Origin of the sequence: Photobacterium sanguinicancri, assembly GCF_024346675.1 — a bacterium.
Taxonomy (GTDB): Bacteria; Pseudomonadota; Gammaproteobacteria; order Enterobacterales; family Vibrionaceae; genus Photobacterium; species Photobacterium sanguinicancri.
Map to the genome: position 1 here is coordinate 1725196 of NZ_AP024850.1, position 23949 is coordinate 1749144.

29 protein-coding genes and 2 pseudogenes are annotated in these 23949 nt (G+C 40.6%); 26 read left to right on the forward strand and 5 right to left on the reverse strand.

Annotation, left to right across the window (positions count from 1 at the left end; all coding sequences use genetic code 11):
* Positions 1 to 9: 9 nt before the first annotated feature.
* A complete protein-coding gene (locus OCU87_RS08205; protein WP_261858245.1) occupies positions 10 to 1290 on the reverse strand; it encodes an ROK family transcriptional regulator in 1281 nt (426 codons plus the stop codon).
* Positions 1291 to 1538: 248 nt separating this feature from the next.
* Between OCU87_RS08205 and OCU87_RS08210 the strand changes: the two genes are divergently transcribed.
* Together OCU87_RS08210 and OCU87_RS08215 are read left to right on the forward strand one after the other, a co-directional pair.
* Positions 1539 to 2492, forward strand: coding sequence for an aldose 1-epimerase (locus tag OCU87_RS08210; protein ID WP_261858246.1), 954 nt, complete (start codon positions 1539 to 1541; stop codon positions 2490 to 2492).
* 349 nt (positions 2493 to 2841) lie between these two features.
* The gene (locus OCU87_RS08215) at positions 2842 to 3402 is read left to right on the forward strand and encodes a hypothetical protein (RefSeq protein ID WP_261858247.1); all 561 of its coding nucleotides are present in this window, start codon (positions 2842 to 2844) and stop codon (positions 3400 to 3402) included.
* 154 nt (positions 3403 to 3556) lie between these two features.
* On the opposite strand, the gene OCU87_RS08220 is transcribed toward OCU87_RS08215, so the two are convergent.
* On the reverse strand, positions 3557 to 3835 hold the full coding sequence (locus tag OCU87_RS08220) for a hypothetical protein (RefSeq protein ID WP_094958816.1): 279 nt from the start codon (positions 3833 to 3835) through the stop codon (positions 3557 to 3559).
* Positions 3836 to 4168: 333 nt separating this feature from the next.
* Between OCU87_RS08220 and OCU87_RS08230 the strand changes: the two genes are divergently transcribed.
* The 3 genes from OCU87_RS08230 to OCU87_RS08245 all read left to right on the forward strand — a co-directional run bounded on the left by OCU87_RS08230 (position 4169) and on the right by OCU87_RS08245 (position 6673).
* Positions 4169 to 4783, forward strand: coding sequence for a glycoside hydrolase family protein (locus OCU87_RS08230; RefSeq protein WP_261858248.1), 615 nt, complete (start codon positions 4169 to 4171; stop codon positions 4781 to 4783).
* Positions 4773 to 5513, forward strand: a complete 741-nt coding sequence (locus OCU87_RS08235) for a hypothetical protein (RefSeq protein WP_261858249.1) — start codon at positions 4773 to 4775, stop codon at positions 5511 to 5513. Before OCU87_RS08230 ends, OCU87_RS08235 begins: the two co-directional genes overlap by 11 nt.
* Before the next feature lie 353 nt (positions 5514 to 5866).
* Entirely contained in the window at positions 5867 to 6673 is an 807-nt protein-coding gene (locus OCU87_RS08245; RefSeq protein ID WP_261858250.1) for an HNH endonuclease, read from the forward strand.
* 206 nt (positions 6674 to 6879) lie between these two features.
* On the opposite strand, the pseudogene OCU87_RS08250 reads toward OCU87_RS08245, so the two are convergent.
* A pseudogene (locus OCU87_RS08250) lies at positions 6880 to 7432 on the reverse strand (IS110 family transposase); the annotation flags it as partial.
* Between the two features lie 189 nt (positions 7433 to 7621).
* On the opposite strand from OCU87_RS08250, the gene OCU87_RS08255 reads away from it, so the two are divergent.
* The 20 genes and pseudogenes from OCU87_RS08255 to OCU87_RS08345 all read left to right on the forward strand — a co-directional run bounded on the left by OCU87_RS08255 (position 7622) and on the right by OCU87_RS08345 (position 20069).
* Complete coding sequence (locus OCU87_RS08255) at positions 7622 to 8230, forward strand: hypothetical protein (RefSeq protein WP_261858251.1); 609 nt, start codon at positions 7622 to 7624, stop codon at positions 8228 to 8230.
* 223 nt (positions 8231 to 8453) lie between these two features.
* Complete coding sequence (locus OCU87_RS08260) at positions 8454 to 8870, forward strand: hypothetical protein (protein ID WP_261858252.1); 417 nt, start codon at positions 8454 to 8456, stop codon at positions 8868 to 8870.
* Positions 8871 to 8885: 15 nt separating this feature from the next.
* Positions 8886 to 9554, forward strand: a complete 669-nt coding sequence (locus tag OCU87_RS08265; protein ID WP_261858253.1) for a hypothetical protein — start codon at positions 8886 to 8888, stop codon at positions 9552 to 9554.
* Between the two features lie 95 nt (positions 9555 to 9649).
* On the forward strand, positions 9650 to 10144 hold the full coding sequence (locus tag OCU87_RS08270; protein ID WP_261858254.1) for a GNAT family N-acetyltransferase: 495 nt from the start codon (positions 9650 to 9652) through the stop codon (positions 10142 to 10144).
* 115 nt (positions 10145 to 10259) lie between these two features.
* A complete protein-coding gene (locus OCU87_RS08275) occupies positions 10260 to 10760 on the forward strand; it encodes a hypothetical protein (RefSeq protein ID WP_261858255.1) in 501 nt (166 codons plus the stop codon).
* Positions 10761 to 10909: 149 nt separating this feature from the next.
* Positions 10910 to 11683 (forward strand): aminoglycoside phosphotransferase family protein, encoded by a 774-nt coding sequence (locus OCU87_RS08280; protein WP_261858360.1) that lies wholly within the window; start codon positions 10910 to 10912, stop codon positions 11681 to 11683.
* 136 nt (positions 11684 to 11819) lie between these two features.
* Entirely contained in the window at positions 11820 to 12089 is a 270-nt protein-coding gene (locus OCU87_RS25050; RefSeq protein WP_390960808.1) for a DUF6979 family protein, read from the forward strand.
* A gap of 167 nt (positions 12090 to 12256) precedes the next feature.
* Positions 12257 to 13057, forward strand: a complete 801-nt coding sequence (locus OCU87_RS08285; RefSeq protein ID WP_261858256.1) for a class I SAM-dependent methyltransferase — start codon at positions 12257 to 12259, stop codon at positions 13055 to 13057.
* A gap of 137 nt (positions 13058 to 13194) precedes the next feature.
* Positions 13195 to 13716 (forward strand): GNAT family N-acetyltransferase, encoded by a 522-nt coding sequence (locus OCU87_RS08290; RefSeq protein WP_261858257.1) that lies wholly within the window; start codon positions 13195 to 13197, stop codon positions 13714 to 13716.
* Positions 13717 to 13806: 90 nt separating this feature from the next.
* Positions 13807 to 13908, forward strand: a pseudogene (locus OCU87_RS08295) (GNAT family N-acetyltransferase); the annotation flags it as partial.
* A gap of 63 nt (positions 13909 to 13971) precedes the next feature.
* Positions 13972 to 14502, forward strand: coding sequence for a GNAT family N-acetyltransferase (locus OCU87_RS08300; RefSeq protein WP_261858258.1), 531 nt, complete (start codon positions 13972 to 13974; stop codon positions 14500 to 14502).
* Between the two features lie 115 nt (positions 14503 to 14617).
* A complete protein-coding gene (locus tag OCU87_RS08305) occupies positions 14618 to 15154 on the forward strand; it encodes a GNAT family N-acetyltransferase (RefSeq protein WP_261858259.1) in 537 nt (178 codons plus the stop codon).
* 12 nt (positions 15155 to 15166) lie between these two features.
* Positions 15167 to 15412 carry a hypothetical protein gene (locus tag OCU87_RS08310; protein ID WP_261858260.1) on the forward strand — a complete coding sequence of 82 codons (246 nt, stop codon included), beginning with the start codon at positions 15167 to 15169 and terminating at the stop codon, positions 15410 to 15412.
* Positions 15412 to 15639, forward strand: coding sequence for a hypothetical protein (locus OCU87_RS08315; RefSeq protein ID WP_261858261.1), 228 nt, complete (start codon positions 15412 to 15414; stop codon positions 15637 to 15639). The genes OCU87_RS08310 and OCU87_RS08315 overlap by 1 nt, the downstream gene beginning before the upstream one ends.
* Positions 15640 to 15771: 132 nt before the next feature.
* The gene (locus tag OCU87_RS08320) at positions 15772 to 16428 is read left to right on the forward strand and encodes a hypothetical protein (RefSeq protein ID WP_261858262.1); all 657 of its coding nucleotides are present in this window, start codon (positions 15772 to 15774) and stop codon (positions 16426 to 16428) included.
* A gap of 118 nt (positions 16429 to 16546) precedes the next feature.
* Positions 16547 to 16951, forward strand: coding sequence for a hypothetical protein (locus OCU87_RS08325; RefSeq protein ID WP_261858263.1), 405 nt, complete (start codon positions 16547 to 16549; stop codon positions 16949 to 16951).
* A gap of 132 nt (positions 16952 to 17083) precedes the next feature.
* Positions 17084 to 18121: an NAD(P)H-dependent flavin oxidoreductase gene (locus OCU87_RS08330; RefSeq protein WP_261858264.1), complete on the forward strand. Its 1038-nt coding sequence runs from the start codon at positions 17084 to 17086 to the stop codon at positions 18119 to 18121.
* 253 nt (positions 18122 to 18374) lie between these two features.
* Positions 18375 to 18827 carry an NUDIX hydrolase gene (locus OCU87_RS08335; protein ID WP_261858265.1) on the forward strand — a complete coding sequence of 151 codons (453 nt, stop codon included), beginning with the start codon at positions 18375 to 18377 and terminating at the stop codon, positions 18825 to 18827.
* A 59-nt stretch (positions 18828 to 18886) separates the two neighbouring features.
* Positions 18887 to 19582: a hypothetical protein gene (locus tag OCU87_RS08340; RefSeq protein ID WP_261858266.1), complete on the forward strand. Its 696-nt coding sequence runs from the start codon at positions 18887 to 18889 to the stop codon at positions 19580 to 19582.
* A gap of 97 nt (positions 19583 to 19679) precedes the next feature.
* Complete coding sequence (locus tag OCU87_RS08345; protein ID WP_261858267.1) at positions 19680 to 20069, forward strand: GFA family protein; 390 nt, start codon at positions 19680 to 19682, stop codon at positions 20067 to 20069.
* A 618-nt stretch (positions 20070 to 20687) separates the two neighbouring features.
* Here OCU87_RS08345 and OCU87_RS08350 read toward each other — a convergent pair.
* Positions 20688 to 21245: a hypothetical protein gene (locus tag OCU87_RS08350; protein ID WP_261858268.1), complete on the reverse strand. Its 558-nt coding sequence runs from the start codon at positions 21243 to 21245 to the stop codon at positions 20688 to 20690.
* A 241-nt stretch (positions 21246 to 21486) separates the two neighbouring features.
* Positions 21487 to 22977: an ADP-ribosylglycohydrolase family protein gene (locus OCU87_RS08355; RefSeq protein ID WP_261858269.1), complete on the reverse strand. Its 1491-nt coding sequence runs from the start codon at positions 22975 to 22977 to the stop codon at positions 21487 to 21489.
* 110 nt (positions 22978 to 23087) lie between these two features.
* Between OCU87_RS08355 and OCU87_RS08360 the strand changes: the two genes are divergently transcribed.
* Positions 23088 to 23927 (forward strand): WYL domain-containing protein, encoded by an 840-nt coding sequence (locus OCU87_RS08360; protein WP_261858270.1) that lies wholly within the window; start codon positions 23088 to 23090, stop codon positions 23925 to 23927.
* Positions 23928 to 23949: the final 22 nt, after the last annotated feature.

Consider the following 23949-nt stretch of genomic DNA (forward strand, 5'->3'; position numbering starts at 1 on the left):
TGATCTTTTTTATGCGAGAAACAAACTATCCAGTTCCTGTTCAACCCATAAATAGCTCATGCCCATCACACGTTCTATTTGGCTTAGCTGACCAAACGACACCAGTGTTTGATCTTGGCGGCGGGCATTCTTATCTTCAAACGGATTCGTGAGTGTTTGATCTGTGATCGTATTTAACCAAGGTTGACCCAAGGCACAAGTGTTACCGTACAGAATGATTTTATTGATGTTCAGAGTGATCAGAAAATTATACAAAGCTTGACCAAGTACTGTTGCAGCGCGTTGCGCGACATCTAACGCGATAGGATCGTGTTGTTGATAGCGCAGAACAAAATCATCAAATGCGAGAGTTTGTCCTTTTTCTATCTTTATCTCTCGTGTTTGCGGAAAGTGCGCACTCTCATCCTTACGAGTTGTCTTGTTATGACGGTGTAACGCAGAGTGTTGAGCATAGCGCTCGCACAAGGCTTTTGAACTGGCTTCGGTCTCTAAACATCCTTCGCGGCCACAACCGCAAATAATGTCGTTATTTGCCACTTTAGTGTGACCGATTTGCCCACTGCCAAACATTTTGCCGCGGTAGATATTATTGTTGATCAGGAACGAAGAGCCGATCCCGTAATCGATATTCAGTACGCAGAAATCCTGCCCACTGTGGCCGCCTAACCACTTTTCTGCCAGTGCCATCATCACACAATCATTATCGACCAACACATCAACATGTAAGCGTTGTTCGAGAATGTATTTAAGCTCTATGGCTTGTGTCCACGGGGCTTGTGGCATCCGCATTGACGATCCAACATGAGTATCCACTTGTCCATGTACCGCAATCGATAGTCGATACGGTGTGGTGCGGTTCACTTGGCGACAGGCAACAATTACAGCAACAATATCGTCGATGAGTGCCTCTGGCGTAGCAGGTGCAATGGCTTGATTGATGAACGCAGAGCAGGGGGTAATTTCATTATCGACCATGATGGCCTGAATGCGGGTTGGAGACACGTTAAGGCAAATGGTATCGGGGCGATGGCGCGATACATTGTACAAGCCTTTAAAGTTGCCCTTGCTAACGTGTGGCGACACGGTATTTTCAACGCGGCCTTGCTCGATTAATGCATCAATGATCTTGGTGATCGCTGGAATGCTTAATTGTGTTGCCTGCGCCAGTTGTGATTTGGTCATCCCTTTGTTTTTATACAGCAACGCCATGATGATACGGCAGTTATATTGTCGCACCTGTTGGTTGTTAAGGCCCTTATGGCCATTGAACCCTAAGGTATTGGTCATCATTGTTTGTCACCACCTAATCAAAGTCGCTTTACTGGCTGCGTCATTAACCCTATTACTAACCACTCTTTAGGAATCCGTGTTTGTTCATAAGCCTTTAGTAATAAGTGTTTAGTAATCCCTGTGACCTCGCTATCACTCAACGAACCATCATCCTCTTACAGTAGCTTTTATTAAGCAGATTTCGGGCTAATTACTTATTGAGTTAATTAACAAGTAGCACGGTATCACAACGGTAGAAGGGTTAATTTATGGCAACTCACACACTCGAAAATGACACATTGAAACTGGTAATTAATGAGCGGGGTGGGGTTATTGATGCCTTCCAATACACGTATAACAATGGATGCGAATATGTCTGCAATCAAGGCGAAGAACATGCTTTCAATATTCTGCGGCCACGAACAAAACTGAGTGAGCACAGCGCGGGGGAAGCCAGCATGTTCCCTATGGTGCCCATGGTGAACCGCATTCGAGGTAACAACTTTGAATGGCAGGGACGCCAAGTAACATTGCCGATTAATTCACAAGTGGATCCCGATTTCTTTTTACACGGTGATGGCTGGTTAACCCATTGGCAACTGTGTCGGCAGAACCCGCAAGAGTTATGGCTTGAATTAGTGATGACGTCAGACATTAAAGGTGTGTGTCACTACCAAGCCAAGCAGCGTTTTCAGCTAGAACAAGACAGCCTGATTGTCACCATGACAGTGACCAACCTTAGCGAGGAAGCCTTTCCGTTCGGGGCGGGTTTTCATCCCTTCTTTCATTGCTTACCCGATACACAGGTGCAGTTCTCTGCGCTTGGCGTATGGCGGGAAGATGCGACTTATCTGCCAAGCGACTATACAACGGCTATTCCCACAGTATTCGATTTTGAACAAGCCAAACCTATCCCCAACGCATGGATAAACAATGGTTATCGGATGGATAAATCGGGGGTAACAGCCACCTTGAACCACAATAATGGGTTACTCGTCACGCTCACCAGCCCGTGCCATTACTTGCAAGTGTATAAACCTGAAGGGCAAGCGGGTTTTCTGTGTTTAGAACCACAAAGCCAAGCGGTAAATGCCCACGCAGAATTAGCGTCGTTGGCTATAACACCATTAGATACGGCTAGTCACCGTGAAAGCCTAACAATATTGGCACCAAAGCAGAGCATGCAGATCACCATGACGATTAAGGTTCAGGCCACGGTGTAATACGCTCGAAACCTCGAAACCTCGAAACCTCGAAACCTTGAAGCTCAACCTCCCGAACTTATTCCCTGCCTAAATCCTAAAAAGAAAAGCTATCACTCCAGTGCCTAGCTTTTCTTTTTTACTGTTGATTTGTCCAAATAACCATACAAAAACCGAGTTTGATAATAAACATGTTGATATAATACCGCTCTCATATAATGAGTGCTTAGTTAGAACAATCATAGATAGGCTGAGTGAGGGGGTTACGTATGCGAATCGTTTATGCCATGCGGAGGTGATACTCGCTGCGGTAGATTGGTGCAGTGGTGGCGTGGATGTGGTTAGGCTAATCTACATATTCGGAGAATGTATGCAGAAAAATAAGAAACCAACAGGGGTAAGCAGGAGAGTGTTGCAATCTATCAAGCATTTGCAAACTGATGATTTTGAGGGGGCTCTCGTTAATTTATTTCCGGCAATAGATCAAACGGCAAAACGACGAAGACCAAAAGATGGTGTAGGTAAAAGAATCAAAGCATTCCTAGAAGATGAAGAAAAACTAATCTCAACCATTGCCACAGGTAACTGTTTATCCAATATTGTATGTGATGGTATTAGCATTACAGATGCACTTTATAAGTTTGGTAGAACTTCAATTGCACATGAAGGTGAGCTCGACCCGAGGCTAGAGTTTAACTTGAATGGTTCGATACAGATCGGTTCAGATAAATGGAATCTCCCAATAGGTTATATCACAGGCATGTGCGCAGCAGTGATTGTAGCCGAAGAGAATGTGGCAGAAAGTTTTGACGATCAATTGGTCATTTCCGTTTTTGGTAAGCAGTTTCCTGTCGAGTCACTATGGGGCAATTCTCAACAGATTAAGACACACATTTGCAACGAATTTAGAAATAGTGAACTCTTTGACTAAACTAGCCTAACACATATGCCATTAATACGACCAACGCTGGGTATTTTTGGTTGCAAATTGTAGCGTGGTGTTTAAGGTGGTTTTATTGAGTTTGGTGGTACGTTGCTCACCACTTAACGCGGCTACCAAAAGGGGGAATCCCCCCCTTAAATTGCTATTGATCCGATGCGATGAAATCTCGAATACCATCAGAATACCCAAGAGCGAATGCTTGGTGAACACTCTTATGTCGCCCATCGGCTCTTGCTTGGCTATCGCCCAATTCGTCGATATTTAAGTGGATCGAGTTTCTTAACTGTCGCCCTTGCTCATAACCGGAGTTGTATGCACATTGGCAACATTTATGGCGTCCATTGTCGTGCATTTGGTGGTTACTAAGGTTCGTGAGAACAGATTCATCTAAACGGCGGATATGTGTTTGATTACAAGGCATAGCAAACTCCTATCATATAAAGTGTATAGCAAGTTATAATCGTATTTGCACATTAAGAACAATGCGTTAGATCAAAGGTCTATTGCGCGTGGACGGAATTGGTATATACAAACTGTTTAAGAGTAATTCGCAACGCGTGGCATTTTTTCTATGCGTTGAGTTTAGTGTTTAAGGTGTTATGCGGCGGCATCGGTATTGCTTTACTCACACCTTAACAAGTCGTTAAATGGCAAAAAATTCGATCTGTGTCGGAAGAATATTGACCATAACATGATGATATATCAAGACTAACTATAATCAGACATAGTGGATGGTTATAAAGTTAGAGGATATATGGTTACTGCAACTGAAAAGGCAGCACTAAAGGCAAAACTGGAAAATTATGAGGGCAAGGTTAATCATATGTACCTTGATTCGAAAGGTTATGTAACAGTAGGTGTTGGACATTTAATTAAAGATCTTGCTAGTGCACAAAAAATCAATTTCAAAAAAACAAATGGATTATCAGCGACTGAAGACGAGATAAAAAGTGATTTTGAATCTGTAAAAAAACAGTTAAAAAATAGAGTTTCTAGCTACTATAAGAGGTTTGTTAGCTTAAAACTTCTAAATACGGAAATTGATACTTTAACTAACAAGCATATAGATAGTTTTGAGAATGAGCTGAAAATTATTTTTCCTAGTTTTGCAACATATCCAACTGAAGTTAGGTTAGCTCTTTTTGATATCATTTTTAATGTTGGCATGACTGATTTGAATTCTAAGTGGCCTAACTTTAAAAAAGCAATAAAATCACAGGATTGGGAAACAGCGGCTAATGAATCCAATAGAAAACCGCCTGTTTCAGCTGAAAGAAATAAATATGTAAAAAATTTAATTTTGAAGGCGGCAGCAGACAAGAAAAAAAGAGAAGAAGCTAAAAAAAAGAAGGTGAAAAATGAGCAATAAATCATGTTGTTTTTTTATTTTGCCAATATCGTTCATAGCCATGCTTTCAATTAGTGCGTGTAATGCAATTGAAAAAATACCTGTATCATTGGCTGATGGCCTAACTTTACCTGAGCTTTTATCTTCCAATGTGGAGTTAATTAATGTAGATGAATTATCGACGTTAATAAAAGAACCTTGGTATTCTGAAATAGTAGTTAGGACAAATGGCGGGCATGAGTTAAGTTTATCTTCTTGTGATGAATATTTTATAGGCTCATCTCCTGAAGCACTAACAGTAAAACCATATGAGATGAATGCTTATCTTGAGCTAAAGGTTATGTGTGAAGCATCAAGGTTAATGTTAAGTGCAAAACCATCGAAGTTAAGCTATTTACCTATTCCTATATTAAAAGAAAGTTCGCCTGACTTTTGGCCGAAGCCATTATCTTTTATAACTTCATCAGCAGAGTCGAAACGAAGTAATCAAAACCCAGAGTTAAAGTATTGGTCTGATGTTACACCTATTACGAGTTTCAAAAAAAACTCTGAGTCAAGCTTTACGTATTATCACATTGGCGGATTTCAAGAGGTTGGTATTATTGGTAGAGGAGACCTCAATAATGATGAAATTGAGGATTTGATTGTTGTAATTCGTGATCATGTATCAAATGGTAGTTACTTTAATATGCGCTTACTGGTTTTAAGCGTTGATAATCAGCAACGTTGGTCACTGATCTCAGAACATTAAGCATTCAATACATATGAGCCTTCGGGCCTCAAGCGGCAAAGTGGATCCTATCGACCGTGTTAGCGGTTGACAGTCGACTAACAAGCGCGTCCTCTTCGCTAGTCAGAATGGCCTTCAAGTGCACTGAGGCCATGAGTGATTAGAGTCTCTTTTTGTGAATGCTAGAGCATTGATTTTCTTGCGGCTCGTGTAGAATTTGGATATCACGCATCTTGCTTTCAATCTTTTGTGTTTATGGTGAATTCATTAGATCAGAAGGTAAGGTGCGTGTCTACTTATTGAACTACAAAGGTATTTTTTGGGGATTCGTAAGTGGCAGACGTTAGGTGCTATCAGTATATTGAGGAACAGTAATGGAGCAGTTTTCAAAAAAACTTTCGGTAGAAGACTTCTTAGAGGTTACGGGTTATCCCATTTTTGACCGAATTAAGCAGCTAGTAGATTGTTTAGAGGTAAAGTATATACGCTGTTGGTCAACTGATGCTGTTACCACTGCAGAAATTCACATCACTCACCCAGTAGCCAAGCACATTACTATCGGTACAGGAAAACACTATAGTGGTAGAACTCGAGTCGCAATAAGCCTAAAAGAAACGAGTTTATTTGAGAAGCTTTATGGAAAATTACCTCGAGAAAGCTCTTCAACTTACGTTAAATATAACGATGAAGGGTTTGAAATGCTCCAGCATATCGCTGGGAATTGGGAAAAAGTGCTCTCTCAGGGTGATGAAGATCTAATTAATACTATAAGCGTGGTTGCTGGTAGCAAGGATTATACAGAGTATGAGAAAAGTGCGCTGACTAAACAAAGAATTGGACACAGTACATATGCTAAGAAAGTAAAGGCTTCTGCTGGTAACAGGTGCCTTATTAATTCCAACATTAGTCGAAATTTAATAGCGTCTCATATCAAGCCTTGGGCAGATTCTGAAAACTATGAAAAAGTGGATATTGCAAACGGTCTATGTCTATCTCCTAACTATGATGGCTTATTTGAGGATGGAATAATAAGCTTTAATGATGATGGTAATATAATTATTAATGGCTTATCCAAATGTGAAATGAAGGCTTATGGGCTCACTGGCAAAGAAATAATTACAGTTAATAAACCACAAATTAAGTATCTTTCCTGGCATCGAAAACATAGGCTTAAGAGTTAATATCATAAGAACGCACATGACACATATGAGCCCTCGGGCGTCAAGCGGCAAAGTGGATCCTATCGACCGCGTTAGCGGTCGACTAAAAGTAGACTAACAAGCGCGTCCTCTTCGTTAGTCAGAATGGCCTTCAAGTTACGCTTGCGGCAAACACATATTGAGGATCTCTTACGCAGTTTCAACTGCTGCCTGTTTAGTTGCCTTCCATTGCGGTGAAACAGGGGCGCTAGACATTTATCGGTTAACCCACATCTGGCACTATTCAAAGAGTGATGGTTACGACATTCGTTCCAGTTGATTTCAGGCTCAGTGCGGGTGCAAACGTTCGCTTTGAGCATTGCATCATGACGCCGAATTTTCATTCGGCGACGTAATAAGTCACGTGTAGCACGCATTGATTTAGGGTAATGATAGGCGACAGGGAATGTACCCCCACGAAGTAGTTTAGCTATTTTAAAGGAATCAATTTAGTCGGTTTTAGCTTTACCGCCGTGAATTACTTTCATGTACAAAGCATGTCCGAGAATAAAGTCGACCGCATTGTCTTCGCACCAGTCGGCTACCAATACCAGCAATGCATACATTCAACGCCGACAATAATATTCCCGATATAGGGTTCAAGAATTCTCATTAAATGTTCGTGAGGCTTTAATCTCTTGATGGATACATATTTCACCATCATGGTTGATGATACAGATATATAAATAACAGATCATGGAGATCTATCCCGCAGTAATAAGGGGGGGCTTCGTATAAAATTAGATATGAGTCTTCTCCGTTTGTTTGGTTTAGTCGCCTTTCAGCATACTCCTTTGGGGCATGTTGTCGGAGAAGGCTCAATAAGTATCAAAGCAATTAAGGTGATGCTCGGCGGTTTTGGTATGGAGTTTAGTGTGCTTTGTTAGTTCTGTGAGGCACACCTTATTGCATGTGTTAAATGAGGTACATATGACACAGTTTGAGTTTGGTTTAATGTTTATTGTTCCACTTTCAATATTAAGTGGGTTACTTTGTGTTTCATGGGCGTCAGGGAAAAATTTAAATTTAAAAATATGGGCTATAAATGGAGTTATTTTGGGGCCTTTTGCTCTATTTGTATTGGCATTTAAGAAAAGAAAAACTATTGATCCTCTAAGTCAAAGTAACCATAATTCAACATTTATGAGTAAATTACGTATTGTTGATGTTGCAGTTATTCTAATAATGGATGTTATTGCGATAAGTGTAGTCGCATATTTAGTTCTGTCTCAGCAATTAGAGATTAATGAGTTTGAACAGAAAAATATGATTCAATTCGTGTTTTCTTTCTGTATGGTTTTTTTAAGTTTTGTTGTGATTTTTTCTAAGGATAAGTTTACTAACTTGTTCTTTTACATGATTTTAACTCTGTATCTTTTGAATTATTCGAGTTATGTTCTTCTATGGGAACCCACTAATAGTTCTTCCGACTCAGTTAAGGCGTTAGTGGATCTGATTTTATCCCGATTGTTAATTATTAGAACAGTTCTCTGGCCAGTATATACTTTTGTGAAAGTAAAATTAGATCAGCGTCAGTAAGCACTCAATAGTGCTCAGGCTAGAAAAAAGTGGAACCAGTATTTAGTGACTTGAGTATCTAAATTAAAAATAACCATTTGGTCACATTCGGCCCCATTTAACAAAAAAATCAAGGTGATGCATACACTCGGAAATTTTGGTTTTGAGTTCGGCGTGCTTGGTTGGTTCAACGTGGTACACCTAGTTGTAGGCGTTAGGAAAATATTCATTCAATGTGGGTCTTATGAATGTAATCAAAGAAACAAAGAAGATTATTAGGGTCATTTATTGGTATCAATACACTGGAGGTTTACACAGACCGCTTAATGGTTCCCATTTTCTTGGTGCAATCTACCTGATCTCTATGGGGGGAGTTTTTATTTTTGGGATATTTAACTACTTAACAGCATTTCAGGTCAATCTTGTCATTAAGTATTATTATGTTTTTATTGGTGTTGGTTTTTTGCTTGGATTTTTCATTTGGCGATACGTGTGCTTGAAAAACAATGGGTATAAAGAAGGTGAAGGATATTTTGATTTAATACCCGAAAAGTCTAGAAAGAAAACGGGTTGGTGGATGAATCTAGTTTTTTCAGGTTTTTGTTTTTTTCCATATATATCATCTTTGCTACTTGGTATCGTAGTAAAAGTAATTAAATGAGGTCTGCACTGCAACGTGTCTAACAAGGCCATCAAGTGTGGTGTGGACTTCGGTAGTTTTGGTTTGAAGTTCAGTTGGCTTGGTGAGTTCGGCGGGGGGCTCCTATGGCTGGCTTTAGGTAAAGGTAAGGATATGTCATCAAACAACCAAATAGCGAGGCTTCACAGGTGGATCATTAGAACTCTGCTTGTTCTAACTGCTTTTAGTGCTTTAGGAATGATAACGAAATTTGTACCCAGTAACTCTTATGCTTTCTGTGCTCAGATAGTAGTAGGCGTAGCAGTTGTGATATTTTCACTTTTTATCTATTACCAGTTACACAGAGCTAACGTTAATAATAAAAAACGTAACTCTAAAGAATATAAAAGCCTGAACCTTCCGGAAATTGTATCTCCTCCTTTAGTTGCATTTTTCTTGTTTTACTTCAGCTTAATCTACGGTTTTCCATCTTTAATTCACATCGTAATAGCTAATGATAAGGGAAGGGCTGAATTTATAGCTTATAAACCAACGGTTAGTTACTCTAGTACATCCGGTCGGTGCAAAGGTGCAATAAAAGTTGATACCCCGCTATTGTTTACCCAACGTATATGTAACGTGAATCAGAAAGCGTATGAGTCACTGAATGATGGCGACACTTTAGTTGTGTATGGTCGGCAGTCAATTTTTGGCATAGGGCTGTAAAAGGCCATCAAGTGTGAGGTATTACACTCGGTATTTTTGGTTTGAAGTTCAGAGGGGCGAACCTTATGGCAAGGCGCTATGTGCTTAGAGGTAATATGGAAATTACGAAAGCAGATATTGGGCATGCAGAGCTGTTCAAAAACTATGCAGAAGACTGTGTACAAGAAGGTTTAGAGCTCTATGATGAGGCAAAGCTCGATAGTTATGCTTATTTAAAAAAGCGAATAGCTTATTCTGAGGGCAAAGAATTACCTGCTGGTTGGGCTCCTATATCGACTTATTTCTATATTGAGTCAGGTATTATATGTGGTTCAATTAGATTCCGTCATGGCACAAACGAGTATATTGAAAATGTTATTGGTCATATAGGTCATGACACTTTAGCGCGAGCTAGGGGCTGCGGCGTTGCGACAAAGATGCTTAGGTGGATAGTAAATAATATCATTGAGCATCGAGTTATTATTACTTGTGACGAAGACAATACCGCATCGAGTAGAGTGATAGAAAAATGTGGTGGTGAGTACCTAAGCACTTTCTATTGCGAAGATGAGCAACGTAATGTCCTTCGTTATCAATTAGAGCGTACATAAAAAATTGCTCAATCAGACAGCTAACGTGTGGCATTTTTGGTTTGCAGTTACGTATGCTTGCTTAAGGTAGTCGTAAGCACCGTTTAGTAAGGCGATAAGTTTACAGGGAGGCTTAGTGAAAAAATTAATTGCTTGTCTACTTTTAATTATTTCTTTTTCTGCGTATGCCAATATGGTTTGGCCTGCAGTATATTTGGAAGCTCGATTATTCTCATGGTGGGCAATATCTGCTGGGTTAGTTATTGAATCTATTTTTGTGCTGAAATTATTTAATTTGCCTGCGATAAAGGCTTTCATTGCCACATTTTGTGCTAATTTTGTATCTGCTGTGGCAGGCATTATTTTAATCCCTCTATCGGGTATTGCTTGGGAAATATTTCCAGGTTCTATCTTCAATGAATTATTTAATATGGGGACATTTAATCCAATTACATGGAGCGCTACATTCATAATCGCGTGCATGATAAATGCTGCTATTGAAGGAGGAGTTTATCAAAAGTTATTTAAATTACCTTTCAAGTATAAAAGTAAAACATTTTTTTGGTTTCTAATAGCCAATGCATTTAGTGTTGGTGTCGCTTTAATAAGTGTTTTTATTAACCCATTGAAATTGTGAACTTGCAGTGCCATCAAGGTGATACATTACACTCGGCGGTTTTGGTTTTAACTTATGTGGTTTCGCTGGTCTTTTTGAGTGCGGTGCAGTTGGCCGCAAAAAATTGATAGTAGTGAGTATTTGGAACGACTTCATAATAAGGGACTATGATGGAAGAACTTCAAGGTGGGCGTGAAGGGCTCATTTTTCGCTCGGAAGATAAAGTGTATCGACCAAGTGGTTTTTGGTCTGTTTCAATCCATAAATTGCTGTCTCATCTCGAAAGTGAGGGCCTTAATGGTGTGCCAAAATCATTTGGTTTCGATGATAATGGGAATGAGGTTTTATCTTATGTGTGGGGTGATGTTTACAATTACCCTCTAGTTGGTGCTATCTCGACGACTGAAGCATTGTGTTCTGCTGCCGTACTTTTAAGTCAGTATCATGATGCAACAGTATCCTTTGTTCAAAGTGAACAATGTAAAGATTTAAGGTGGCGTTTACCTACAAGAGAGCCGCAAGAAGTCATCTGTCATGGTGATTATGCTCCATACAACGTGGCATTAAAGGAAGATACAGTTGTTGGTGTTTTTGACTTCGATACGGCTCATCCTGCACCAAGGATTTGGGACGTGGCTTATGCTATTTATTGTTGGGCGCCTTTTAAAACGAATCCATATGATTCGTTAGGTGATGTAACAGAGCAATCCATTCGTGCAAAGCAATTCTGTGATTCTTATGGCCTATCATATAAAGATCGTATTCAATTAGTAGACACCATGGTGTCGAGGGTACAAGCCTTAGTTGATTTTATGCATAACGAAGCGGCCAAAGGTAATAAAGCATTTATAGCGAATATCAGAGATGGACATCATTTGGCTTATATCGCTGATATTGAATATTTAAAGCGAAATAAAGAACAAGTAACTAACTATTTATTGTAAAAATATGACATCAAGCAAGGTGACGTTACATTTTGCTATTTTGTTGATAGTTGGGGTGCTTGGTTGGTTTAGACTTAGCGTACATTAAGAAGGATGTTCCAAGGGCGCCTTTCTTGTTTTTTCTGAGGATGATTTAATCCAAGGCGTACCGAGTGGTAGTTATACCTGGTCGAATTTTAAGAAACAGTATGCTTTAGAGACTCTGAATTTATTAAACAAAAACCCAAATAGTCAAAATGATCTAAAAAAATTCTGGGTACAGTCATATAGCTCGATATCTAAAATTCATAATAGTCAGATGGACGTTTGGTGTTTTCCTAGAGTGTGGTTGAATAAAGAGGGCAAGCTACAAGTTGTCTTGGCACATTCAACTGCTTTCGTGTTAAACAAATTTATCTGTATTTAGTTATAACAGTTTTAGCGAACCTGATACCCACTTTTATCGTCGACAGCTGATAATGCATCTGGGTTGGGTACTGTCGTTGTATCTGGTAGTGTAACTAAGTTGGGTGAAAAATAATTTAAATAATAAATTCAGTTTCTTAATGTACATTAATTGCAAAGGAGGAAGTCGTGCAAGAAGAATACAGGGATTACTACGCAAAATTTGACGAAGATAAGCGTCTTCTATCTCAAAATATAACGCGTATTGAGTTTGATACAACACTAAGTGTATTGGGGCCTTATATTACGTCAGTAAGTCACTTAACTGAGCTTGGTGCCGCGACTGGTCGTTATTCACTGCACTATGCTCAGCAAGGTATGAATGTGACGGCAGTAGAGTTAGTTCCTGAATTAGTAGATCAACTCAATGGCAACGCTAAGAGTCAACATTTAGACTTGGCTGTTTACGAAGCAAATGCAACTAACGTAAGCTTTATTGAAAGCGGCACTCAAGATGTCGTTTTAATTTTAGGACCGCTTTATCACATACAATCGCAATCAGACAGAGAAGCGGTATTAAAAGAAGCAAGTCGCATATTAAAACCCAATGGTGTGGTTGCCATTGCGTATATCAGCCGTTTCTTTGTTGCGGGTTTGCTAGCAAAAATGTCCTGTAGTTTAGTTTCTCCTGAAGTGCTAAGTGAATTAAATGAAAGTGGCTTAGTCAGATCATCTAATGTAGATCCATTTTTTAGAACGGGTTACTTTGCTAAGCCTTCAGAAATTGAAGAGTTAGCAATTCAGTCAGGCTTTAGTGTCGAAAGTCATATCGCAACCGATGGGTATGTTCGTTTTATTGGTCAGGAAGTCAATCAACTCGATGAGCAGCAGTATCAAGCATGGTTCAAGTATCATCTTTCAACGTGCTCAGAACCATCATTGCTGGGTAGCAGTAACCATGGTTTAGTTATTGCGAAAAAGAGCAGTTAACAAACGACTAAAAGTGATACTAACGCGTGGGGTTTTCAGTTTGAATCAGCTTTAGTGTTTACGGTGTAAAGGTTTGGGCTAGGTGGTAACGTTACTTATTACTTAACCTGACGTTATGTGCAAAGAGTAAATATGAAATGAAAATACATTGTCGAAAGTTGTACGATATTGATTATTCAAATATGAGGTCCCTCCTGCTAAGAGATGGGGCGAACGACTGGAACTACATTACCGAAGACAGCATATCAACTCAATTCGCCTTGATTGATGAAGGGAGGGCATCGGTTGTTTTAGCTGAAGTGGAAGAGGGGGAGATCATAGGGTTTGCCGTTGTCATTCATAGTGACGCATTCCCAGCCAAACTTGCAAAATACACAGATTTTTCTGATATCGCTTACATTAAGGAAGTTGTTGTTAGTAAAAATCATAGCGGAAAAGGCTTGGGTTGTAAGTTGCTTCAAGAGTGTGTCCTTATCGCCTGTAGTCGGAATGCGAGTACCGTTTTCGTTGAAAGGCATGAGGAAAATGCGGCTTCTGCAGGGATGATGCGCAAGGCCGGATTTGAAATTATTGACACATTTTATGACCCAAACAAGAGGTCAACAGGATCAAGAAATACGTCAGTATTAGCAAAATGCCATACAAAAGTATCAAGGTGACATTTATATATTTTCTCAGGGTTTCCAGCCTTAGGTAAATCAACATTAGCAAAGTTACTTGCTAAAGTTGATTAATGCCATGTACGTTCTCAACAAGAAGCTAGGTTGAGAAAAGTACGATACTACCGAGGTGAGTATTATGACTCAGTCAAATACGGCGTGTTACGCTCGGAGTGGTTAGAACACAAATAATGAAGTATTTGGTCGGATAACTGCCCAGCCAGTATTTTATGTTTTGGAGGAGTAGTCTGTTATATGGAAAGTAAGCGATTAAAACTCACTCCGCCATCATTAGAATATGCAGATTCGATGTGGGCTATTATTCAAGAAAGCGAAGCAGAATTAGCTGAGTTTCTTCCTTGGGTATCTGAATCTCTGACGCTGAATAAACTGAAAGATAATATTGAATTTGCCGCCAAAAATTACGACAACTTTTCTGATGACTTCTGGTTTAATGTTTTTGAAAAAAGATCAGGGGCTTTAATTGGTGCTGTGGGCTTTATTGTTCGAGACCCTGATGTGCCATATTTTGAAATTGGCTACTGGCTTAGTACCGCAATGGTCGGTAAAGGCTATATAAGTGAAGCGGTGAAGATTGTTGAACGCTTTGCTTTTATCGATAACAAGGCGCAAAGGGTTGAAATTAAAATGGCGGGCTCTAACGTTAAGAGTCGAGCGGTTGCTGAGCGTTGTGGCTATCAACTTGAAGCTAAATTAGATAATGGACGTCGTTTAGTTTCTGGCGAGTTGGACAGCACGGTTATTTACGTGAAAACTGCGTTATAACAAGCAGAAAAAGCTGATAGTGGACTTCACCCGTTTAGTGGACACGTAAGGTTAGGCGATGGCCTAGAATGCCACTAATGTGCAGTGATGCCAGATGAAGAAAAAGGAACTTTCAATGTTTAAACTGGTAACCAAGCGCCTGATTATTCGAGATATGACGCTAAATGATGAGCGTGCTTTTGTCGCGATGTCTCAAGACCCTAAGTATCAGCGCTTTTACGATGAAGGTGATTGTGAGCCGAGTAAATACCGAGAGCTAACGCATCTGTTTGTGGCCCAGGCCAATGAGCGGCCTCGTCAGTCGTATCAGTTGGCGGTTGAAGACAAAGATTCAGGCGCGTTTATTGGCACGGTTTGTCTACGTTTAGAGGCCAATAACCAAGCATCGATGGGGTGTGCGTTCGCCAGAGGCGCTCAGGGCTGCGGCATTAGCTTGGAAGCGGCTCAATCTCTGGCAAACTTTGGCTTTTCTGAGTTGGGTATCCATCGTATTTACGCCGAAACAATTAGCAAAAACCTTGCGGCAATTAAGTTGTGCAAATCACTTGGGATGAGGCAAGAAGCTCATTTTAGAGAGCATCGTTTCTTTAAGGGAAAGTGGTGGGATACTATCGTTTTAGCGGCTTTACGTTCTGAATGGACACTGGCTTAATAGGAACTAAGCATGATACACAGCATTGAAGCATGGATAGATGAAACGAACGCGATGTTTGCCGATAAGCGGCAAAGCTGCTCTCAATTTTCTCAGCCTTTTGCTGGGTTCTACTCTAAAGAATTCCTGGCTAACGCATATTTTGTCGTCGTTGAGAGCCTTCCAAAGCCAGATCTCCCAGAGTTGCGCGAGGCTGGTTTAGGCGATTTCCTCGATATGGACGTTCAGGGGATCACATATAAAATACCTATTACATAGTGCCGAGTGTTGCGCTTGATTTAAGGTTGCACTTCCATGAATTAGTGCATGTATCTCAGTGGAATGCCCTTGGGGCTATTGGCTTTTTGCAGCGCTATATTTCTGAAGTGCAGACTCTTGGTTATGCCGAAGCGCCGTTAGAGAAAATCGCGTATACATTTGATTATCACTTTGCACAAGGTGGACAAAAAATCGATGTCCCAAGCTACATTGAAAATAATATATAAATCAAGCATTAAAGATAGCGCCTTAAGCTTGGGGTTTTAGTTCCAATTGGGTAATGTGTTTACGGTGTCATGGATTAGGTTAGTTAGTTCACTATTTTAACGCGGTCTTTAAAAACGGTAGGTATCAACATTATGCGAAAGTTAAAGCAGCTTATAATTCTATCTGTTTGTTTGATCTTCATAGCTGCTGGAGCAGTAAATCAAGGTGTTAGTGGCTTTCTTTGGTCTTTGCCTTTTGTTGTCGCTTTTATCTATGTTTTACGGTCATTTTCGGTAAAAGCAAAAATAGCTTTAATGACTTTTGCCGCGACTCTTATTGTTCCATTAGCCTGGAAGCATGAAGAAAATAAAATCATATATCCTTGGATTGATAGTGCATTTACAGCGACTTGTACTTGGGAGGCTATAAAATACGAACGAGGTTTTACAGGCTATGATTACGCAACGTTAGTGCCAAAAGGTGCTGAAGTTGAAGAGCAATATGTAATTAGTAGACATGTTATTCCCTGTGATGTTGATTGGAAATTAACTCGTGTATTTGTACGGCATCCAAATTTAGGTACATTGTATTATCCTGTCTTTTCTATAGCGGGTTATGAAGCCACAATGTCGGGGTATGAATTAGATGATGCTATTAAATCGCAAACGTTGAATCATAGCCAAATACATTCTTCTTATGAGCTTCAATCTGAATGGACGAACAGTTTGAGTTTGTTAATGATGTGGGCAGCAATACCGATAAAGCTACTCACTGGTGTTATGTCATTTTTTGCCCATACAAGTGCCTAGAACACATTCCCAGCGCTTGGCATTCTCAGTTCTAGAGTGGTTTACGGCGCTGTGTTTTAGGAAGGCGTAGCAGCGTTGTTCACCCCTTAACAGGGCGATGAACGTACACGGAGGTACTATGTATAAACCAAGGGAAATAGAAGGCTTAGTCGATTGGCTAGATCCTGATGGTGTAAAAATATATACGATTTCAGCCGATGAAAGCACTATCGATATGGATGCCTTTAATCTGCGACTTTCCCAAGTGAAAACGATGCAGCCAATTGATTGGGCTGACACCGCTGCTTTTGTTATTTTCCACAATGGCGCAAGTGCTAAGTATCTGGTTTTGGTGTGGTGGGGTAATGATAATGAGCTATTTACTTCTGTGTCGGTTGAGGTAAATGGTGATTGGGTTATTGACCCTGCTAAGTATTCCTTTTGCCTTTATGACATGGAAGTGATGTGGAAAGAGCGCAATATCTATATTGAAACAATGGACTCTGGCAGGCCGTCGCTAATGAGGTATCGTACTTGCCGCTAGCCGTATGCTTAACAAGGGATCTGCGTGCCGTTTCACTTACCTAGGTTTCGTGTTATTGCAGTGCAGGTTGCGTCGCTCATCGCTTTGCAGGGCATTAGGCTTCAACAGTTAAATAGTTAGTAAAGGAATACTATGCACTACAAGGAATTATTAGGGACGGATTTACCTATTATTCAGGCGCCGATGGCTGGCGTCCAAGACAGTACTTTGGCGATTGCCGTCAGTGAAGCTGGCGGATTAGGCTCTTTACCCTGTGGCATGTTAAGTACGGAAAAAATCATCAGTGAAATTGAACTGATCAAAGCGTCAACGCGCAATCCATATAATCTTAATTTTTTCTGTCATGAGCCTCGCTCTTATGATGAAAACCGCCAAGCAATTTGGCGAAATATACTCAAGCCATATTTTACTGAGCTAGGCGCTAAAACAGACCTTTCCGCTGGTAGTAATAGAGTGCCTTTTAGCCATGATATTGCTGATGCTATTGAACCTTTTTCACCTGAGTTCATTAGTTTTCATTTTGGGCTACCAGACAAAGATTTATTACAACGTGTAAAAAGCTGGGGAACAAAGGTTGTATCGTCTGCGACGACTGTTGAAGAAGTCATTTGGTTAGAGTCGCGAGGTGTACACGGAATCATCGCCCAAGGACTAGAAGCAGGCGGGCACAGAGGAATGTTCCTCTCTAATAAAATCTCAACTCAAATCGGGTTAGTATCGCTTGTTTCTCAGGTTGTTAATCGCGTTAATGTTCCCGTTATAGCCGCAGGGGGGATCAGTGATAGCAAAGGCGTGAATGCTTGCTTGCAATTGGGAGCAAGCGCAGTGCAAATTGGAACGTCATATTTATTGTGCACCGAAGCTAAAACATCAGAGATACATAAGCAGGCATTAACGAGTGACAAATCATCGCACACGGCTGTAACGAATATATTTTCTGGTAAGCCTGCTCGGGGTATCGTGAATCGTGTCATGGATGAACTTGGCTATATGAGTGCATTTGTTCCTGAATTTCCGTTTGCTTCAATTGAAATGTCGCAACTACGTCATAGGGCCGAAAAGCTAGGGATGGATGGTTTTTCTCCGTTATGGTGTGGTCAAAATACTCAAGGGTGTAAAGAGATTTCCGCAAAAGCACTCACAGTTCAGCTTGCCGGAAAGCGTGAGTAAACGACTATAGCGTTAATTGTACAAATGACGACATAGGCGTTGTAATGATTGTATACGGCGATTTACAATCAGGCGGTTATGAAGCACGTCAAATAATGGAACTGCGGTTTTTCTCGTCAACTGCTCAGGTGGATGCCTGTGAAGTGATGTGCGGTTGGAAAGTTAGTCGCCAGCACTATTAGCATGGTATTCGCAGGTGTTTATTTTTGTGGGGATGCCCACCAATCTCAAAATATAACATTAAGAGGTAACAATGATCCCAGTAAATACATCCATCGTTTCGGGTGTCGCGCTATCGGAAATTAACGGTGAAACAAAAATGCTGTTAATGAAACGAGTGAAAGGTGGCTTCTGGTGCCATGTTGCAGGCTCGATAGAAGACGGTGAGACTGGTATTAATGCTATTGTTCGAGAGTTTCAAGAGGAAACTCAAATAGAAGTAGAAAATTTGTACAACGCTCAATTCCTAGAGCAGTTCTATGAACCTAGCGCGAATGTTATAGAGCTCATTCCTGTTTTTGTGGTTATGTGCCCACCGGAACAGGCGGTTATTTTAAATGAAGAACACACTGACTATAAATGGTGCACTTTAGAAGAAGCATTAGAACTCGCGCCGTTTCCAAATCAGCATGCTGTGTTTAAACATGTATGGTCATACTTTGTAGATAAAAAAGTGAATACGCTTTATCGAGTAAAGATCGGATAGCAAAGCTTAGATAGAAAAGGCCAGGTAGAAAAGGCGATTTTCAGGAGGAAATTATAACAGTGAAGTATTGTTCAAATGAGTTTGATGAAGCATTAGACAGCCTTGGTCATTATCAGATCTATCCCGATCTAAAACCTTGGGTTGGTTGTGAATATGCCGCATCGAGAGTAAAGATTTTAGTGATTGGTGAAAGCCACTATTTAGATGTTGGAAGCACTTATCACCATAACCCAGAAGAATGGTACGCGGGTGTCACCGTATCAGATAAAGAAGATAATGGCTGGATTAAGACGCGAAATATTATTTCCAACGGTATAAAGAGCAAATGGAAATCTAAGTCCAAAGCGATATACAGAAACATAGAGAAAGCGCTCTTTGAAAGTGAGGCTGATTTTCATCCGAGTTCAACCGCATTTAGTCGTATCGCATTTCTGAACTACTTCCAGCGCCCAGCGGAACAAACGGGTAAATCAATTAAGGTATCTCAGCTTGATGCTGATGTAAGCAAAAGTGTTGTGGGCCAAGTAGCTAAAGCTATTGCACCTGAAATCATCATATTCACAAGTTCACTGGCATATCGCCATGCTAAACGAAGTGGTTTGTTAACCGAATTTGATGCGCAATCCATAAAATATACCCGAACGCCTCATCCTGGAATGCCATGGTGGAACCGAGTTTCTAAAGCTTATGGAAACCGCACGGGTAAGCAGCACTTTGTTGATTTTGTAAATTCAGCCGTAAAAATTGAGGCTTAGCAAAGCGATTAAAGCGAGGCTGGTATGTTTGCAGTGGTAGCCGTGGATAAGGCGTTGCTAAGGTTCTACTGCAATACATCTCTAAATGGAGTATGAAATGTATAAAGGATCTTGCCTTTGTGGCGCTATCAAATTTGAAGTTTCTGGAGTACTTGAAGCAACAGATGCTTGCCACTGTAATCAGTGTCGGAAATGGACAGGACACTTTCTTGCCAGTGCTGAAGTCTCGCGGGACTCATTACTCATCGAGGGGGAAGCAAACCTCTCTTGGTATCACTCATCTGAAAAAGTTAGGCGGGGCTTTTGCTCACAGTGCGGATCATCTTTGTTCTTCGATCCTATCGATAAAGAAAAGCACCATTGGATAGGAATTGCATTAGGGTCATTTGATAAGCCGACAGGGACAAACCTTGGGCAACATATTTATGTCGCAGAGAAGGGGGATTACTATGACATTAACGATGATTTGCCGCAAAATGAACATTAAATAAAGGCTCTCTACATCAAAAGTCGATGCTGCCGTTACCTCCAATAACTTGAAAGCATTCAGCACTAACTTAACATCTAGTTTTGTTTTATTGCTATGTTATTTTGTCCAAATAACCATACAAAATGTTAGGTTTAATAATAAACGTATTGATATCACACTGCTTTCATACTGCGCGCTTGGCCCACTCTTTTTTTGGGGCTTAAATGTTATGTGTATAAAGCACTAAGCTAGATTTGAGTTCATGAATTATCTTATTTCGCATAAATTTAGGAGAGAGGATTTTAACAATGCTTGCATTATTTATTAGCCACCACTCAAAGGTATGTCTTGATTCTTCCAGAGACCATTGCTTTGTTGATGCCTCGAACCACTGATAATTTTCATGCGTAAAACCTGCATCTTCAAGTTGATTGGGTGTAGTGCTAACGAGTGGGCTGCGGTTTTACCTGAACTTAAGTAATAAGTAGCCATATAATGCGATCTTGTTTGTATGTTTATTAAAGTGATTCACCGCAAATGTTGGAATCTTTATTGACGTTATTCATTGTTTGCCGTTATTAACGTGCTGATTGTTAGCGAACTGTTTGTTAACGCATTAAAAATGTTAATAACTGACTACCCCTCCTTGCCTTCATGTGTTAGATCTAAGTTGCTTAGGAAAAGAGAGAACAGATTCGAATTGTCGAGTTTGTTATCTCTAGGCGAAGTATCTAACCCATCATACTCAGAACACTTGTAGAGAGCATTCTTGTGGCGGCGCAAAGAATAGTCCCCAGTTTCATATCCAATACAATCCATTATAAGCCACTCTATATTTATGTTGTCCAGCGGAGGGTGAAAGCAATGCTCTGGGAATAACCCTTCCAATAATGATAGTTGTTTCTCTAGAAAGGCTTGAGCGGGGGAATCAGGCACCTCTGAATACCAACATTGCAGGTCTTGGTATATGGCTGTTAGATATTGCTCTTTATGAAAAGTGCCGTTAAAACTAATTTCTTGAAAGCGGCGTCTATCTTTGGGTACTTGCGTACTCTGTTCTATTGTGCGGTAGAAGTCTTGCAAAAATAACATGGACTTACTTAGGTACAAGTTTGCAGGGTGATGTGCACCTTTTGCAAGGCGGTGCCGCCTTGATAGCTCACTCTTGTTTTTTCTAATCAATTTGCGTTTCATGCTTTGTAACCTAATAGTCTGGATTGAGTGACAGCTTTACATCGTTTCCGAGAGTGTCTTGTATATGACTCATTATGTCTTCGATGGAAGCATTATGGAGTCTGACAATAATTAAACTCGCGGCGTGATCCCAGTACATGATCACGCCATCGAGCTTATTTCCAACATGAGGGTTAAGCAAACCTTCTAATTCACCAACCTCATAACTATTATGAATATAAATTTCCTGCATAACGTCACTTTAATTTTGTGAGCTTTTGTTGGATTGATATGCGTAGATAATGGCAGATAAATCATCAAGTAGATCACTGACCGTTTCCCACTTCATATCAAAGTTATTTAGGGTAAATTGATAGCCATCGATCGGGGATGACGAACCGTCAATACCCAAAGTTTCCGGTAGATCTTGGGTGAGAACAAAGTAGTTAACGAATCCTTGGTCGGACATACCGCCGTCTCCTTCTGAATTACAGAATATGTGCATATAAGTCACGTCATCGACCTCAACACTATCCACATGAGCGAGATAGATTTTTTCAAGATCACAGAATGAACTGCTCTCTGTTATTTGGAGGTCAGGCATCCCAAATGTGTAGCGTATATACGCACAAATATGCTGTAACAATGACTCTCTTGTTTGGTTAATTCGACAATCCAGTATTGGGCACTGGTGAATACGTTTTTGCTGTTCAACCTCGGAATACTCCAAATCATCTAATGCTGATATAAGTTCAGGCTGTTTTAACTTGAAGTAAGTTGTACTGGGCTCAGTTATTTGAGTGTTTGAAGTAAACGCTAGCACTGTTGCGGTTTCAGCTATTTTTTCACGCCAATACAGCTTGTCTAACCATTCATTTGGGATCGCTTCGGCGCCGTAATAGGCTCCAGCAATTTGGCCATAGACAGCACCGGTAGTGTCAGCATCATCACCTAGATTAGCAGCAAGTAGCGCGCCTTCTTTGAAAGTATTAGACTGAACAAAGCACCAAATGGCCGCTTGAAGTGAGTCAACAACATAACCGCGACCAAAAATATCTTGGCGTGTTGTTGTTGACTGAGTCGCAACCGCAATCGCATGGCGCAACTCATTCACTTCCTTGGTTTGTGTGTTACACACAGGAAAGCTTTCGAGTAATTGGTTTAGAAACTCTTGTTTAGATCCTTCTCCAACAAACAGTTGAGACAATAATTGAGCAAGCATACGACAAGCTTCGACAGCTCGCTGCTCTCCATGAGTGGGTAGAGAGCTCAGCGCTGCATAGTTGATGGTTTCTTGCAGTGAATAACCCTTAATGTGTGAATAAAAGATCACGATGGGTGCGAGGCGCATAATACTGCCATTCCCAGCAGAGCGTGGCGCAGTGGAGCCTGCATTCGGCTTGCCGTTTACCTCAAAATTCGTCAATGCATGAGAAACAGTGAGTCCAATATCAAAACACTCTCCGGTGCACGAGTTGTAGCCAAAATCGCGCCAACGAATATAGCGCTCAAGTTGATCTTGTGGATCGTGTTCTCCGCATTCTAATAGGGAGTCGGCTAAGCATAGTGCCATTGAAGTATCATCTGTCCACTGGCCAGCTTCCAATACAAATGGGCCGCCACCCACCATATCTGTGATGGGGTCAAAACTCCCCTTAGCTTTAAACTCTAGGGTTGTACCAAGCGCATCTCCAATGGCAAGCCCGAGTAAACAGCCTTGTGCTCGTGAAAAAAATGCATTCCGTTTTGACAAGATAAGTTACTCCATTTAGACCATGCGTTAGACGATGTCTATGGTAGAGTAGAATGATAAGATACGATATGTGGTAAAAGTGTACATATCTTAATGGTATTGAGGTTTTTATGAAGTGGGATCAGCACCAAAGGTTTAGATTAATAGAGCTCATCGCCTATTGGGAAGGCCGTTTAACAACCAATCATTTGTGTGAAAGCTTTGGTATTGGTCGACAGCAAGCATCAAAGGATATTAACTTCTATATTCAACATATTTCTAGCACCAACCTTATTTATGATCGCAGCCTGAAAGGGTATGTGCCAAGTGAAGAATTTGAACCTAAATTCATAACGGGTAATGCCCAAGAGTTCTTGAATCTACTGGCTAGTCAGGAAGCCAGTGCGAATATCTTTGCGCCTATGGAGTTTACTGGTGGATCGGCCTGCTCATTACCTATTCCCATGCGGGAAGTGAACGCTGAGCATGTGCGAAAAATTCTATTGGCTTCGAAAGGTCATTTAAGATTAGAAATTGCCTACCGTTCAATGAATAAACCCGTCGCTGAAAAGCGTGTAATTACACCTCATTCTATCGTTTGTACCCCTTTGCGTTGGCATGTTCGAGCTTATTGCGAAAAGAACAGTGAGTATCGAGACTTCATTTTAAGCCGATTTGAAGGGCCACTAACGGTTCTTAATGAGTCGGGTCATACAAAGCAAGATGATAGGAAGTGGCAGGAAAGCGTTGATATTATATTTGCTCCAGACCCACGTTTGTCTCAGGATCAGCAATCTATCATTCGCCATGAATATGGTATGGAGGATGGGAAGATTATAGTGAACTGTCGGCTCGCACTGGTCCGCTACACTCTGCACGCATTGAATGTCTATTTAGAATATGAAGATAAAATTGTTGGTAGACAACAATTGATAGTGGTAAATAAAGAGGAAATATTGAGCCACCTTTAGCCTTCTTTCTAGAGTATTTTAG

Coding starts and splice junctions, on each gene's coding strand:
- OCU87_RS08205 (WP_261858245.1), bottom strand. CDS start 1,290: ATGATGACCAATACCTTAGGGTTCAATGGCCATAAGGGCCTTAACAAC.
- OCU87_RS08210 (WP_261858246.1), top strand. CDS start 1,539: ATGGCAACTCACACACTCGAAAATGACACATTGAAACTGGTAATTAAT.
- OCU87_RS08215 (WP_261858247.1), top strand. CDS start 2,842: ATGCAGAAAAATAAGAAACCAACAGGGGTAAGCAGGAGAGTGTTGCAA.
- OCU87_RS08220 (WP_094958816.1), bottom strand. CDS start 3,835: ATGCCTTGTAATCAAACACATATCCGCCGTTTAGATGAATCTGTTCTC.
- OCU87_RS08230 (WP_261858248.1), top strand. CDS start 4,169: ATGGTTACTGCAACTGAAAAGGCAGCACTAAAGGCAAAACTGGAAAAT.
- OCU87_RS08235 (WP_261858249.1), top strand. CDS start 4,773: ATGAGCAATAAATCATGTTGTTTTTTTATTTTGCCAATATCGTTCATA.
- OCU87_RS08245 (WP_261858250.1), top strand. CDS start 5,867: ATGGAGCAGTTTTCAAAAAAACTTTCGGTAGAAGACTTCTTAGAGGTT.
- OCU87_RS08255 (WP_261858251.1), top strand. CDS start 7,622: ATGACACAGTTTGAGTTTGGTTTAATGTTTATTGTTCCACTTTCAATA.
- OCU87_RS08260 (WP_261858252.1), top strand. CDS start 8,454: ATGAATGTAATCAAAGAAACAAAGAAGATTATTAGGGTCATTTATTGG.
- OCU87_RS08270 (WP_261858254.1), top strand. CDS start 9,650: ATGGAAATTACGAAAGCAGATATTGGGCATGCAGAGCTGTTCAAAAAC.
- OCU87_RS08280 (WP_261858360.1), top strand. CDS start 10,910: ATGGAAGAACTTCAAGGTGGGCGTGAAGGGCTCATTTTTCGCTCGGAA.
- OCU87_RS08290 (WP_261858257.1), top strand. CDS start 13,195: ATGAAAATACATTGTCGAAAGTTGTACGATATTGATTATTCAAATATG.
- OCU87_RS08300 (WP_261858258.1), top strand. CDS start 13,972: ATGGAAAGTAAGCGATTAAAACTCACTCCGCCATCATTAGAATATGCA.
- OCU87_RS08305 (WP_261858259.1), top strand. CDS start 14,618: ATGTTTAAACTGGTAACCAAGCGCCTGATTATTCGAGATATGACGCTA.
- OCU87_RS08310 (WP_261858260.1), top strand. CDS start 15,167: ATGATACACAGCATTGAAGCATGGATAGATGAAACGAACGCGATGTTT.
- OCU87_RS08320 (WP_261858262.1), top strand. CDS start 15,772: ATGCGAAAGTTAAAGCAGCTTATAATTCTATCTGTTTGTTTGATCTTC.
- OCU87_RS08325 (WP_261858263.1), top strand. CDS start 16,547: ATGTATAAACCAAGGGAAATAGAAGGCTTAGTCGATTGGCTAGATCCT.
- OCU87_RS08330 (WP_261858264.1), top strand. CDS start 17,084: ATGCACTACAAGGAATTATTAGGGACGGATTTACCTATTATTCAGGCG.
- OCU87_RS08335 (WP_261858265.1), top strand. CDS start 18,375: ATGATCCCAGTAAATACATCCATCGTTTCGGGTGTCGCGCTATCGGAA.
- OCU87_RS08345 (WP_261858267.1), top strand. CDS start 19,680: ATGTATAAAGGATCTTGCCTTTGTGGCGCTATCAAATTTGAAGTTTCT.
- OCU87_RS08350 (WP_261858268.1), bottom strand. CDS start 21,245: ATGAAACGCAAATTGATTAGAAAAAACAAGAGTGAGCTATCAAGGCGG.
- OCU87_RS08360 (WP_261858270.1), top strand. CDS start 23,088: ATGAAGTGGGATCAGCACCAAAGGTTTAGATTAATAGAGCTCATCGCC.